Origin of the sequence: Insulibacter thermoxylanivorax (genome assembly GCF_015472005.1) — a bacterium.
In the GTDB taxonomy this organism is placed as follows: Bacteria; Bacillota; Bacilli; order Paenibacillales; family DA-C8; genus Insulibacter; species Insulibacter thermoxylanivorax.
The window spans coordinates 12,214-26,508 of record NZ_BMAQ01000017.1; the positions used below are offsets into that span (position 1 = coordinate 12,214).

The 14,295-nt window shown below is 55.9% G+C and carries 11 protein-coding genes; all 11 read right to left on the bottom strand.

From position 1 onward, the window contains the following. Positions 1-95 precede the first annotated feature (95 nt). The 11 genes from PRECH8_RS08170 to PRECH8_RS08220 all read right to left on the bottom strand — a co-directional run bounded on the left by PRECH8_RS08170 (position 96) and on the right by PRECH8_RS08220 (position 14,220). Positions 96-1,307 carry a type II secretion system F family protein gene (locus PRECH8_RS08170; protein ID WP_200966613.1) on the bottom strand — a complete coding sequence of 404 codons (1,212 nt, stop codon included), beginning with the start codon at positions 1,305-1,307 and terminating at the stop codon, positions 96-98. Between the two features lie 24 nt (positions 1,308-1,331). Further along, positions 1,332-3,062 (bottom strand): GspE/PulE family protein, encoded by a 1,731-nt coding sequence (locus PRECH8_RS08175; protein ID WP_200966614.1) that lies wholly within the window; start codon positions 3,060-3,062, stop codon positions 1,332-1,334. A gap of 20 nt (positions 3,063-3,082) precedes the next feature. Continuing rightward, entirely contained in the window at positions 3,083-4,120 is a 1,038-nt protein-coding gene (locus PRECH8_RS08180) for a VanW family protein (RefSeq protein WP_200966615.1), read from the bottom strand. Positions 4,121-4,354: 234 nt separating this feature from the next. After that, positions 4,355-5,164: an alpha/beta hydrolase gene (locus PRECH8_RS08185; RefSeq protein WP_200966616.1), complete on the bottom strand. Its 810-nt coding sequence runs from the start codon at positions 5,162-5,164 to the stop codon at positions 4,355-4,357. 184 nt (positions 5,165-5,348) lie between these two features. Next, entirely contained in the window at positions 5,349-6,089 is a 741-nt protein-coding gene (locus PRECH8_RS08190) for a LutC/YkgG family protein (RefSeq protein ID WP_200966617.1), read from the bottom strand. Next, the gene (locus tag PRECH8_RS08195) at positions 6,061-7,602 is read right to left on the bottom strand and encodes a LutB/LldF family L-lactate oxidation iron-sulfur protein (protein ID WP_200966632.1); all 1,542 of its coding nucleotides are present in this window, start codon (positions 7,600-7,602) and stop codon (positions 6,061-6,063) included. The genes PRECH8_RS08190 and PRECH8_RS08195 overlap by 29 nt, the downstream gene beginning before the upstream one ends. Further along, positions 7,602-8,330, bottom strand: coding sequence for a (Fe-S)-binding protein (locus PRECH8_RS08200; protein WP_200966618.1), 729 nt, complete (start codon positions 8,328-8,330; stop codon positions 7,602-7,604). Before PRECH8_RS08200 ends, PRECH8_RS08195 begins: the two co-directional genes overlap by 1 nt. Before the next feature lie 136 nt (positions 8,331-8,466). Further along, on the bottom strand, positions 8,467-9,234 hold the full coding sequence (locus PRECH8_RS08205) for a DeoR/GlpR family DNA-binding transcription regulator (protein ID WP_200966619.1): 768 nt from the start codon (positions 9,232-9,234) through the stop codon (positions 8,467-8,469). Between the two features lie 17 nt (positions 9,235-9,251). Continuing rightward, positions 9,252-10,718 (bottom strand): rhamnulokinase, encoded by a 1,467-nt coding sequence (locus PRECH8_RS08210; protein ID WP_200966633.1) that lies wholly within the window; start codon positions 10,716-10,718, stop codon positions 9,252-9,254. A 60-nt stretch (positions 10,719-10,778) separates the two neighbouring features. After that, the gene (gene rhaA / locus PRECH8_RS08215; RefSeq protein ID WP_200966620.1) at positions 10,779-12,035 is read right to left on the bottom strand and encodes an L-rhamnose isomerase; all 1,257 of its coding nucleotides are present in this window, start codon (positions 12,033-12,035) and stop codon (positions 10,779-10,781) included. A gap of 94 nt (positions 12,036-12,129) precedes the next feature. After that, entirely contained in the window at positions 12,130-14,220 is a 2,091-nt protein-coding gene (locus PRECH8_RS08220; protein WP_371871192.1) for a bifunctional aldolase/short-chain dehydrogenase, read from the bottom strand. Positions 14,221-14,295: the final 75 nt, after the last annotated feature.

Here is a 14,295-nt window from a genome sequence, read left to right on the forward strand (position 1 = left end):
TTGTATCTCACAATATACTGCAGCACATCACCTCCTAAATAAGATAAACGAGATTAAGGAACCATCGGTCATCTATGAAGTGATGATCATTCTTGCTAGCGCAAGAATGCATCATACAGCGAGAACATCGGTGTCATGATCGCTGCGACGATGATCCCGACTAAGCCGGCGAGGAAGAGCATCATAACCGGTTCCAGCATCGCCTTCAAGCGATCCACATTCTGTTCAACTTCATCTTCGTAGAACTCAGCGATCTTAACTAACATGTTGTCAACCTGTCCTGTTTCTTCACCAATGGTTAACATCTGGATTACCATCTTCGGGAACATCTTACTCTCGCGGAAAGGCTCTGAGAGTTGTTTCCCCTGAGCTAGACTGTTTGATGCATTGTCCAGCACTTCTGCCAATACTTTGTTGCCCACGACTTTCTTTGAGATCGCTAATGTTTGCATTACTGGCACAGCGCTGGCGAAGAGCGAAGCCATTGTACGCGCCATACGTGCAATGGCAGCCTTCTGAATAACTGAACCGAAGACAGGAATTTTGAATTTAAGTCCATCCCAGTGATAACGTATCTGTTCATCTCTCAACGCGAATCTCAATCCTACAACTAAACCAATTGCAACAATGAAGATAAGCAGCCAAGAGGCTTGAACAAAATCACTTAATGCCATAATAAACTTCGTAATTAGCGGTAACTCCGCTCCCAAATCAGCAAACATCGCCGTGAACTTCGGCACGATATTGGTCAGCAGGAAGATCAGGACGGCTATCGCCACGACCAACACGATAATCGGATAGGTCATCGCCGATTTGATCTTCTCTACGGTCTTGTGTTCCTTCTCATAGTGATCAGCCATGCGCAGCAATACTTCTTCCATGCTGCCGCTCGCTTCCGCTGACTCGATCATGTGCACGAACATCTCCGGGAAGATCTTGGGATGCTGTGCCATGGAGCTGGATAGGCTGCGCCCCGACCGCACCTGGTGATATACTTCACCCAGCGCCCGTTTCAGATACTTGGACGTCGTCTGATCTTCCAAGATCCCCAGCGCTTGGTCAATCTGGATCCCTGAGCGGATCAAGGTCGCGAACTGCCGGCAGAAGATCACGAAATCTTCCAGCTTCACCGGCCTGCCGATAAAAAATTCCTTCGTCAGCAAGGTCTCAGGGCGCTCCTGAATGCTGCGCAGGATCAGCCCTCTGCCTGTAAGTTCAGTTACTGCGGCATGTTTGTTCGGTGATTGAATCTGTCCCTTGACTTTCTTGCCGCTCTCATTGACGGCTTCGTAGACGAAGTATGCCAATGTTCTCCCCCCCTTACAGCCGCATTACTCATCACTAACCGCTTTCAAGACTTCCTCGATGGTCGTAAGACCGGCCAAGGACTTGGTCAAACCATCGACCATCATCGTGGTATACCCCAGCTCTTGTTCTGCATACTGCTGGATCTCGCTCGCCGGTGCATTGCTCACGATCATGCGCCGGATCGGCTCATCGATGACGAGCACTTCATGTACCGCCATCCGTCCCTTGTAACCGGTGTTGCCGCATACGGCGCAGCCGCTGCCTTTGGTCAGGTAGACATTCGACGGGATCACATTGCCGCTCATGCCGTGTACGTGCTCCGTGCCCGTCGAGGCCATCGCTTGTCCCTGCTTGCCGATGAGCCCGTATTTCTGCAGCAGGGCGATCTCCTTCTCATCAGCCGCTACCTGGCTTGCGCACTCGCTGCACACCCTGCGCACCAAGCGCTGTCCGACAACACAGGTGAGGGAGGAGGCGATGAGATACGGGTCGATGCCCATATCCGCCAGACGGCTGATCGTACCGATCGCGCTGTTCGTGTGGATCGTGCTTAACACGAGGTGACCGGTCAGCGACGAACGCACGGCGATCTCCGCCGTCTCCACATCCCGGATCTCCCCGACCATGATGATGTTCGGGTCTTGCCGGAGGATCGAGCGAAGCCCTGATGCGAAGGTCAAGCCGATCTGCGTATTAACCTGAACCTGGATGACCCCTTCCATCCGATATTCCACGGGGTCTTCGACGGTGATGATCTTCACTTCTTCGCTGTTTACTTCCTGAAGCACGGAGTACAGCGTCGACGTCTTCCCGCTTCCCGTCGGACCGGAGATCAGGATGATGCCGTTCGGACGGCGGATCACCTTCTGGAATTTCTCCATATTGGACTCGCTGAGTCCCAGCTCATGCAGATGTTTCACGCCGATGGATTGGTCGAGTATTCTGAGTACGATGCTCTCACCGTGTACGGTGGGCAGGATCGAGACGCGGATATCGACGCGCTGATTGTTCATCCGCAGCTGGATGCGGCCGTCCTGCGGCAGCCGTTTCTCCGCGATATTCAATTTCGATATGATCTTCAGCCGCGCGGTCAGCACGCCGTGCATGTTCTTGGGCAGCTGGCGTTCATTCCGCAGCACGCCGTCGATGCGGTAGCGGACCGCGACGTGATTCTCCTGCGGATCGATATGCACGTCACTGGCTCGCTGCAGCACCGCCGACTGGATGATCTGGTTCACCAGCTTGACGATGGGGGAATCCTGGTCCTGCGCCTCCTGCTCCTCATCCTTGACATCATAGTCGCCGATATCTTCGAGCAGTTCCTCCATCGAATCATTCATGCCGTAGTATTTGGCGATCGCCTGCTCGATCTCCGCCCGCGTCGCGATACAGGGCATCACGTTCATCCCCGTGGACATGCGGATATCTTCGATGGCATCGTAGTTCAGCGGATCGACCATCGCTACCTTGATCTTGCCGTGCAGGCGTTCGATGGGGATGACGGTATACTTCTTCGCCTGCTGCTCCGTAATCAGCTGGACGACGCGTTCGTCAAGTTGATATTGGGAGACATTCACCACCGGGAAGCCGAGCTGGAACTCCAATGCTTCCAGCAGCTGGCGCTCTGTGATCCATCCCCGCTCGACGATCAGCTCGCCGATTTTTTTCTTCGAATGGTTCTCATCGCGCAATACTTCTTCTAACTGCTCCTGAGTGATCAGCCCATTCATCACCAGTAACTCGCCTAGGCGCATAGCTCAAAACCTCCTTAAGCTCAACTCTCTTGACCTGTTCCTGCTTGACTCACTGGAGGTACGGTTATCAATTCAGGCTGCGGCGCGTAATAATCCTTAGCCACCAGCTCTTCCGGCTCATCGCCGATCTTGCGGTAAACCTTGACCAGAAGCCCTTCCCGGCCCGGTCTTGCAACCGTTCGGCCTGTCCGATTCTGGTGGTCAACGACCAGAATGGTCTCAGGTGCAAAATTCTCTGGAGCGCTTACACGAATCGCCGGTTGCTGCCAATCCTCGCCCATTACTCCGCGGATCGACAGCGTCGCTTGTTGATTGTCAAAGGCTAACTGCAGATAAACCTCGTGATCCGTCGGATTATAGATCGAGAAATTCCGCTTTCCATGTTCATAGCGAACATCAAATCCCGGTTTCATTCCCTCTGGAAGCTCATCATGCAGATAGCGCTCTACCGGTTCCAGCCCGCTTCGCAGCGCTGCTTCATAGATGAGGCTCGACATCTGGGAAAGTACCCAGTTGTAGGAAGCCGGTTCGCTGATCTCAGCTTCCGACAACCAATCTTCTATAGAAAGGACACCGCGGGAAGCGATCTTCATCCCATCGAGCTGCATCAGGAGCGCCCGCTGTCCATCATCAGCTGCCACCGTGCCGCTGACCGTTGCCAGCACGCCTTCTCTGGTGCCCGCCGGCTGCTCCGCCGGTTCCGGCTGCGTTGCAGCAGGCTGCTCAGTTGTCGATTCTTCGGGGCCATGTGCCGGCGTATCCTGCGGCTGTTCACCGGAAGGTGCGTCTGCAGCTGCATCATTTTGTCCTTGTTGATCTTCCTTGCTGCTGGTTTCATCAGCGTCTTGATCTTCATTATTAGATGCTGCATTCTGTCCATTATTGTTGAAATCCGCCCAACTCAAGAGCTGCTTGACGGGTTCATATTCGATCTGGATCCATCCCAAGGCATGCAATCCTACGATTCCAGCGGCAAGGAGCATCAGGATTAAGATCAAATTGAGCAAGAATCCAAAGAAACCTCGACCGCCGGATTGTTGACTACGCTTCTGCCTCATAACGATCTCCCTTCAGCTATTGCGATTAATTTCGACATTTTAGTATGAAGTTACTATACAATCATTTTTTGTATTGGAAAATACCGCACATCGATTAACTCATATGCAGTAATGCATATGCATTACATCACATGTACTAACTGGAAAAGGAAAAAAGTCACATAAAAAAAGACGTGCAGTCCAAGCTGCACGTCTGATCTAGAAAAATCAAGCAAAGTTTGGATGAAGGGCTTCCTACTTTAGACCTAATACCCCTAATTTTCGCATCCAGCGCTCACAAAGTTCTGTCCAGACATAAGCTTCCGGATGATCCTCAGCAAGACCCAGTCCATGGCGCCCGGACATGAACGAATGCAGTTCAAAGGACACCTTCGCACGGCTTAAAGCACCAGCGAAGAGCAGCGCATTCTCGACAGGTACCGCGCCGTCATCCGACGTATGCCAGATAAAAGTCGGCGGCGTCTCCGGCGTAACTTGTCGTTCATTAGACAAACTTTCGACCAATTCCGGATCGGCATCCGGACCGAGCAGGTTCTCTCTGGATCCCTCATGGGTGTAATCCCCCATCGTGATCACCGGATAGCAGAGGATCATGAAGTCCGGGCGGGAACTCATCCGTTCGATCGGATCCTCAGCCTCGGGCTGCCCATGATCAAAATGCGTCCCAGCCGTCGATGCCAGATGCCCGCCCGCAGAGAATCCCAAGATTCCGATGCGGCGCGGATCGATATGCCACTCCGCCGCTCTTGCCCGCACGGTGCGGATCGCCCGCTGCGCATCGGTGAGGGGCGCCGGATGACGGTACGGGGCAACTCGATAATTCAGCACGAAAGCATGGATGCCGAGTGTATTCAACCACCGAGCAATCGGTTCTCCCTCATGATCTGCGCGGTGAGTATAGCCTCCCCCAGGGAAGACAATCACCGCAGGCGCGGCTTCTCTCCCCGCCTCATCCGGCAGCAGATAACAGGTGATCGTTGGCCGTTGTTCATGCTCTGTTCCCAAGGCATAGGGGAATTGATCCGTCCACAGGTCCATATTCATACTCTTCCACTCCAGTTCATATGTAGTCAGTTCTTGGTGAACACGATAACATTATACCGCCGCAGAAACCTTGATACCATAAACAAAAAACAGAGCGAGCGCACCTGCGCCTGCTCTGCCGTTCAAGATCCGATCATCCTTTAAGCCATAACAGCAGCATACGCCATCCTTGCGAAGGACAGCCCTAACCCACGACCACGGCGTAGACGATGCCCGGTCCATGCACGCCGATGGTCAGATCGTTCTCGATGTCCGATGAACGGCTCGGACCCGTGATGAAGTGGACGCCGGCGGGCAGCTCCTCCTTAGGCAGCGCATCGAGGCCGCGCAGGATCGGACCTAGATTCGGCTCGATCACTGCTGCAGGGATGACAGCGATGAAGACCTTCGGCAGCAAACTCGTCGACCGCCCCTTCTGCGGGGATGATTGCACAACCACCGTTCCCGTATAGGCAGCGGCATGATCGACGAGAACGATGCCGATATCCGCCTGTGCCGCGGATCCCAGCAGATCCGATGCAGCGCTGTCCCACACGGCAACCTCCGCTCCGCCCGCGCCGCCAAAGGCCTGCGCAAGATCAAGCTCCTTAAGTTCCGGCTGATCCTGAACAAGCACCCTCTGCGCTCCCGTCTCCTGCACGAATTCCTGCAGGAATTGCCGTACATCCTTCATGTCCGCCAGCCGCAGTGCGTGACCGCCGAGGTCCGTCCAGTTCTTTATGAACAGCTCGATGCGCGCCTCGCGGTCCAGGGTATACTCCCGCCAGTAATCCGGTACGCCGCGGTAAGGGTGCTGCGGCGCTTCCGTCTGGCGGGGCCGCCCCAAGCGATCGGCGATGTGCTGCAGGAATTCCTCTTGCCGCTCATAGGAAGAGAATCTCGCCCTTGCCGACTCCTTAGCGTTTACACCTTTGCCAGCGGTCATTCCCTCGTGCCCCCTTCGCCCGTTCTTCCAGCACCTTCTTCAGCCGCGCCTCGATCTCCTGGATCATCGTCGCTGCCGGCTGTTCCCGCTCTAACTCCTGCGCCAGTTCCGGCCAGCGGTCGCGGAAGGACTGCGGCGGAAGCTCCGGCAGATCCCGGTAGTTCGTCCATCCCTTGAGCGGTCCCTTGATGCGGATATATCCGCCGCGGGCGACCAGTTTCTGACCGATGCGGCCCGCCTTCAGCAGGCGGCTGAGGCGTCTGGGGTCGGACATCACATAGGAGAAGCCTCGGAAGGCTGCCTTCTCCGCCGGCGGCGTGACGCCGCTTTCCACCTTGCGGCTGCGCAGATAGACAAGCATATCATGCAGCGGGATCTTCACTGGACAGGCTTCCCAGCAAGCGCCGCATAGACTGGAAGCGTCGGCGATATCCTGCCACTGCGCGGGATCTTCCTGCAGGGCTGGTGTCAGCACCGCACCGATCGGTCCGCTGTAGACGCTGCCGTAGGAGTGCCCGCCGATATGACGGTACACCGGGCAGACGTTCAGGCATGCGCCGCAGCGGATGCAGTTCAGCAGCTCTTGGAAGTCCGGATCGCCAAGCTGACGGGAGCGGCCGTTGTCGATGATGATGATATGCAGCTCCTCCGGACCGTCCCCGTCGCCCCGCCGCTTCGGTCCGGTGATCGCCGACATATATGCTGTCAGCTTCTGGCCCGTCGCCGACCGCGGCAGGAGAGTGGCCATCACTTCCAGATCTTCGAAGGACGGGATGATCCGCTCCATCCCCATATAGGTGATCTGCGTCTTCGGCAAGGTACTCACCATGCGCGCATTGCCTTCGTTCTCGAAGATGACGATGGAGCCGCTCTCGGCGATGGCGAAGTTACAGCCGGTGATGCCGATCTCCGCGCTGAGGAACTGTTCGCGCAGCTTCCTGCGTACGAAGCCTGCAAGCACTTGGGTGTCCGCCTCCAGTTTCTCTCCCGCTTCCTCGGAGAGCAGATCAGCGATCTGCTGCTTATTCTTGTGTATCGCCGGAATGATGATGTGCGAAGGAGGTTCCTGTGCCAGCTGGATGATATATTCGCCCAAGTCCGTCTCGATCGCTGCCACATCCATCTCAGCCAGCACCTGATTGATGTGCAGCTCTTCCGTCACCATGGATTTGGACTTGACGACGGTCTTGGCCTGCTTCTCGCGCACAATCTCGCGGGTGATGCTCGCCGCGTCAGCCGCATCCTTCGCAAAGTACACATCTGCACCGTGTTTGCGGGCATTATCTGCGAATAGGTTTAGATAATAGTCCAGATGAGCGATCGTATGCAGGCGGATCTGCCGTCCGCGCTCCCGCCACTGTTCCCAGTTGCCGTGTTCTTCCGCCGCCTTCTGCTTGCCGTTCTTCAGCCGCTGCGTCGTAAACTTGACCGCCCTCTGCAGGAATTCATCCTGCAGCGCCTGCTTCGAGCGCTGTTTGACAGTACGGTCTGCCCCATAAGCCGTGTGTACCATCATGCGCTCACCCCTTCATAGAGCAGTTCTGCGAGATGCATCACACGGACCTTGCTGCCTGCGTTATGAAGCTTCCCGCCGATATTCATCAGACAGCCCATGTCGAGGCCGACGAGCACGTCGGCATCGGTCCTCGTGATCTTCTCCGCCTTCTCCGTCACCATCGCTCCTGAGATCTCCGACATCTTCACGGCGAAGGTGCCGCCGAAGCCGCAGCAATATTCCGCATCGGGAAGCGGCACGAGTTCAAGACCTTTGACATGCTGCAAGAGGGTCAGCGGCTCATCCTGAATGCCGAGTACGCGAGTGCCGTGGCAGGATGGGTGGTATGTGACTTTATAAGGAAAAGTTGCACCCACATCGACGATCCCGAGCACGTTCACCAGGAACTGCGAGAATTCATAGGTTTTGTCCCTGAGCCTCAGGGCCTTATCCAGCATCTTCGGATCTTCTGCAAACAACTTCGGATAGTAATGGTGGATCATCCCCGTGCAAGAGCCGGATGGGGAGATGACGAAGTCGCTGTCCTCGAAGGCTTCCAGCAAGGTCTTCGCCGAAGCCCGCGCTTCGTCCCAATATCCGCTGTTAAACGCCGGTTGCCCGCAGCAGGTCTGCACCTCCGGAAAATCCAGCTGCACGCCGCAGCGCGCAAGCATCCGCACCATCGCTTCGCCGACGCGCGGATACATCACATCGCTGAGACAAGTGATGAAGAGCGAAACTTTCATATCGTCACCCGCTTTCGCAGAACTACATCAGGGCTGCTTCTCTACCAGATCAGCGAACGAATTGAACCTTCATCCATCAACTGCACGATCTAATCAACCCGACACAAGCAGCACAGGCGCGGCTGACTGTGCTTCCTTAGGTCCCAGCAACGATCACATTCGCAGCATAGCGCTCCCGCCATGCTGCGAGGAAACGCTGCTCAGCCTTCGCGTCGGTAATCAATGTGTGAAAAGCCTCGCACGGCGCCGCCTGCGAAAATTCATTGACGTTGAACTTGCTGTAGTCCACCAGCAGATAGACTTCGTCGGCGATCTCGATCATGCGTTTCTTCAGCCTGGCTTGCAGCTCATTGGACTCCGTCGCACCGCGGTCCAAGTGAACGCCCTTGCAGGAGATAAAGGCTTTGTTCACGTGATATTGTTCCAAGCTGCTTTCTGCCAGGGGACCCACGAAAGATAACGAACGCGGGGAGAGGATTCCCCCTGTCGAGACGACCTCGATCTTCTCCTTGTTCGCCAGCTCGAAGGCGACCTTGATCGAATTCGTCAGCACCGTCAGCGGGATATCCGGCAGCATCTGTGCCATATACCAAGCCGTCGTACTGGCATCGAGGATGATGCGGTCCCGCGGTCTGACATGGCGCACCGCCTCCTTGGCGATCTGCTTCTTCTCCTCGACATTCGTCACTTCCCGTTCCATGAACGGCGTCTCGCTGGTATGGTCCTTGATGCTGACCGCACCGCCGTGGCTTCGCAGCAAGCGGCCGGCCTGTTCCAATTTATCGAGATCGCGGCGAATCGTCTCTTCCGTCACTTTGAAGATCTCGCTTAGTTCGGATACGCGTACACTGCCTCGTTCATCGACGAGCTGGACGATCTTCTCACATCTTTCCGCTGCCAGCATCTGTTCTCACCTTTCATCTATCTAAGTATGCTTGTGAAGCGCTCATACGCTTCCTGCCACTGGGCCGCATCTTGCGGCTCATAAGTCTGAATCGAGAAGGAATCCCGGACGATAGAACGGGCTTCCCAGATATCCTGGATATCGCCCAACGCCATGTATTGTACCAAAATGTTGCCGATGCCGCTGCCCTCTGTCGGACCTGCCCATACGGGTTTGCCCAGGGCATTGGCCGTGAACTGGCAGAGCATCGCATTCTTGATGCCGCCGCCCACCATGTGCAAGCCTTCGAACGTCTTGCCCGAGAGACGCTCGGTCATCTCCAGCACATAGCGGTACTTCAGCGCGAGGCTCTCAAGGATGCAGCGAATCGTCTCGCCGACGCTCTGCGGCTCCTGCTGTCCCGTCTCCCGGCAGAAATCGCGGATCGCTTGCGGCATATCCACGGGATTGAGGAACGCATCCACATCGGGATCGATGAGGCTGCGAAACGGCCTTGCCTCCTGTGCGGCGGCGATCATCTCTTCATAGCTGAGGGACTGGCCGGCTTTCAGCCAAGTGCGGCGGCATTCCTCCAGGAGCCACAGGCCCATGATATTCTTGAGCAGCCGGTAGGTGCCGCCTACGCCGCCCTCGTTGGTAAAGTTCAGCTCCAAAGCCTCATCGGTGAGCACCGGTTCCGTCACTTCCGTACCCATCAGCGACCAGGTGCCGCAGCTGAGGTAGGCAAAATCCTTCGTAAGCGCCGGCACCGCCGCTACCGCAGATCCCGTATCGTGCTCTGCAACAGTGAAGACCGGGATCGCCGGCACGCCGAGCTCCTCTTGGATCGACGGAAGAATCTCGCCCGCCCGCGTACCCGGCATCGTCACCTGGGGGAAGATCGACGCCTGAAGCCCCAGCTTCTCGATCAAGATCTCATCCCAGGACTGGGTCAGCGGGTTGTACAGCTGGGTCGTCGTGGCATTGGAGAATTCCCCAAGCCGCTCGCCCGTCAGGAAATAGCGCAGCAGATCGGGGATCATCAACATCGACTCCGCTTGCGCCAGCACTGAAGCATCTGCTTTCTTCAGCGCATACAGCTGGAAGATCGTGTTGATTTGAAGGAACTGGATCCCCGTGCGGCGGAAGATCTCCTCACGCGGGACGAAGCGGAAAACCTCCTCCATGATCCCATCCGTATGGTGATCGCGGTAATGGTACGGATTGCCTAGCAGTTCCCCGTTCTTATCGAGGAATCCCACGTCAACGGCCCAGGAGTCGATGGCCAGGCTGCGGAGATCGCCGGCATTCGCGTTTTTGGCTTGGATCAAGCCCTGCTTCATCTCATGGAACAAGCGCAGGATATCCCAGTGCAGATGCGCGCCGACTTGTACGGGATCGTTCGGAAAACGGTGAATCTCTTCGATCACTAATTTCCGGTCGGTCAAGCGGCCGATCAAGGCTCGGCCGCTCGTCGCTCCCAGATCATAAGCGAGTACACTCAATGTAAGCACCCCATTCTCTTCTCTGGATCGGAACAAGGGCAATGCTGAACCTGCTATCTTTCATCGCTTCAGCAGAACGTCCTGCTCATATTTCTTCACTTCATCCAGCCAGGTCTCGCGAACCGGTACGCCCATCTTCACACAATAATAATCCCACACAGCACCGAACGGATAAGTCTTGAACTCTTCGGTCAGCGCCAGACGGGTCGTGTAATCGCCCTCCAGCTCTGCTTGCCGCAGCTTATCGATCGGCTCCAGCATCGCGCGGAGCAGCGCTTTGATCGTATTGCGCGTACCGATCACCCAAGCTGCCACGCGGTTGATGCTCGCATCGAAGAAGTCCAGCCCGATATAGGCCTTCTCAAGCAGATTGCCGCGTACTAGTTCACGGGCAATCTCCAGCAGCTCGTCGTCCATGATGACGACATGGTCGCTGTCCCAGCGCATCGGGCGGCTGACATGGAGGAGGATGCCCGGGCTGAACAGCGCCAGCGAAGACAGCTTGTTCGAGATGACTTCCGTCGGATGGAAATGCCCCGCATCCAAGCAGATCAGCTTGTTATTCGCGATGCCATACCCCATATAGAACTCATGCGAGCCGACGACATACGCTTCCGAACCGATCCCGAAGAGCTTGCTCTCAACGGCATCGAGGTTGTGAGCCGGATTCAGCTCCTCTGCGAAGACTTCGTCCAGAGCATCTTTGAGACGCTGTCTCGGCGCCAACCGGTCAACGGGATGGTCCTTGAAACCGTCCGGAATCCACACGTTCGTAATACAAGTCTGGCCAAGCTGCTCACCGAAGAATGCACCGATTCTGCGGGCAGCCTTGCAGTGATCGATCCAGAACTGGCGGATCGCCGGGTCTGGGTGGCTCAGCGTGAAGCCGTCTTCGGATTTCTCATGGGAGAAGCATGTCGGGTTAAAATCCAGCCCCAATCCCTGTTCCTTCGCCCAATCCACCCAGCTCTGGAAATGCTTCGGCTCCAGTTCGTCCAGTTCGACTTTCTCATCGGTATCCGCATAGATCGCATGGAGGTTCACCTTGTGCTTGCCGGGGATTAACGAGAACGCTTTCTCCATGTCCTGTCTAAGTTCATCCGGTGTACGCGCTGCGCCCGGATAGTTGCCCGTCACCGAGATGCCGCCGGTCAGTTCCTGATCCCGATTCAAGAAACCGCGGACGTCATCGCCCTGCCAGCAGTGGACGGAAACCTTGATATTCGCCAGTTCCTCCAGCACCTTATCCGTATCGATGCCGTGTTCGGCATATTGCTTCTTGGCTTCTTCATAATTCCTCTGGATCTGGTCCTGCATGTGAACGATCCCTCCATTTTCATAGATTCACATTGAAAATAGGCAATGACCTGGTACAGCTTGCTCAGCAGCAATCTGCACCAGGTCAGCGAACTCAGCGAGTAAAGGCAGCCGGCACCCCGCCGTCGATCGTCAGCATGCATCCAGTCGTCTTCTCCGCCTTGGAAGAGGCGAAGAAGGCGATGCCTTCTGCAACGTCCCGCGGATAGACGTTCACTTGCAGCGTCGTCCGCTTGCGGTAGTACTCTTCCAGCTGGTCTGGTTCGATGCCGTATGCTGCCGCGCGCTCGTTGCGCCATGCCGAGTTCCAGATATTCGAACCCTGCAGGATGGCATCGGGCAGGACGGTGTTCACGCGGATGCCGTACTGACCGCCTTCCGCAGCGATGCAGCGGGCCAGATGGGCTTCCAGCGCCTTCGCCGCGCTGTAGGCCGTTGCATTCTTGCCGGCGTAGATGGAGTTCTTGGAGCCGACGAACACCATGCTGCCGCCGATCTTCTGTTCCTTCATCAGCTTGAATGCTTCGCGGGCGACCAGGAAATAACCCGTACCCAGCACGTTCATATTCAGATTCCACTCATCCAAGGAGGTCTCCTCGAAGGGGCTGGATGTAGCCAGACCGGCGTTGTTGACGATGATATCGACACCGCCGTATTGCAGCGCCGTTTCACGGTAAGCCGCTTGCACCATGTCTTCTTTGGTCACATCCATCTGAACAGCGAGCGCCCGGCCTTCGCCGTATTGTTCGTTGATCTCATCGGCCACCTGCTGAGCGCCTTCGAGATTCAGGTCAGCCAGCACCACATGTGCACCTTGTTCTGCCAACAGCCGTGCTGTCTCGCTGCCGATGCCGCCCGCACCACCGGTGATGAAGGCGACCTTGCGGGAGAATTCCGCCTCCGGCGGCTGCAGCGTCAGCTTATAGATTTCCAGCGGCCAATATTCCACGTTGTAGGATTCGTTCTCGCTTAGCGACACGAAATTCCCCAAGGTCGTCGAGTAACGCATGACGGCGATCGCCCGATGATAGAGTGCACCGCTTACCTTTGCCATCGCCAAGCTCTTGCCGGTATTGATCATACCGATGCCGGGGATCAAGATGACGCGCGGCGCAGGCTCGAACATCTTGTCGCCTTCGTTCTTGTTGCGCTCGAAGTACCTCTTGTACTCCTCCTTATAATTGGCAACGCCTTCACGGATCGCAGTTTTCAACGCCTCGACGTCCTTCGTCGCAGGATCCCAATCGATGAACAGCGGTTTCATCTTCGTATGCACGAGATGGTCCGGACAAGCTGCTCCGATCTGGGACAGCTCCTTCGAATCCTTGCCGTTGACGAATTTGAGTACGTCCTCAGCATCATCGAAGCTCAGGATCATCCGTTTCTCTTCGCTTACTGCACCGCGGATCAGCGGCATGACTTCAGCTGCAATGTCACGGCGTTCTTCCGCAGGAAGCGATTGATATTGGGCACCGCCGAACAGTTGCTCTTCGTTGACACGCGCTTCAATATAAGCAGCTGCTTCGTTGATTATCTCGATCGTCTTGTTGTAGCACTCCTCCGCCGTATCTCCCCAAGTAACGAGACCGTGCTTCTCCATCAAGACGAGCTCTGCCTTCGGATGATTGCGCACACCTTCCGCGATCATCTTCGACAACTTAAAACCAGGACGAATATACGGCACCCATACATAGCGGTCGCCGAAGATCTCATCGGCGATCTCGCGGCCGTTATCCGCACAGCACAAACCGATGATCGAATCCGGATGCGTATGATCCACGTGCTTGAACGGCAGGAAAGCATGCAGCAAGGTCTCAATCGACATGCGCGGATGCTTGCTGTCGATCATGCAGCGGGTCAAATATTCGACCATCTCTTCATCGCTCATATCGTCGCGCTCGTACAACGGACGGATATCATCCATACGCAGGCCGGTGAAGTGCTTCGCTTGCATCGTCGCAAGGTCGGAACCGCTGCCCTTCACCCACATGATCTCAACTTCACGACCGCGGAAATCGGCGATCGTCGTCTTCATCGATGTGTTGCCTCCGCCCCAGTTGCACACACGACGATCGGAACCGAGCAGGTTAGAACGATAGACCAACTCATCTAATCCGCTTGTCAATTGTTTGGCTTTTGCCTGATCCCAACGATTCTCAACCAAATTCCCCCGATTTTCGACCATGTTTCCCCTCCGAAACAAAAGTATTTCCCTCATATTCAAGTGTATCATAGTTGGTTTTATTTTTGAATATGTTTG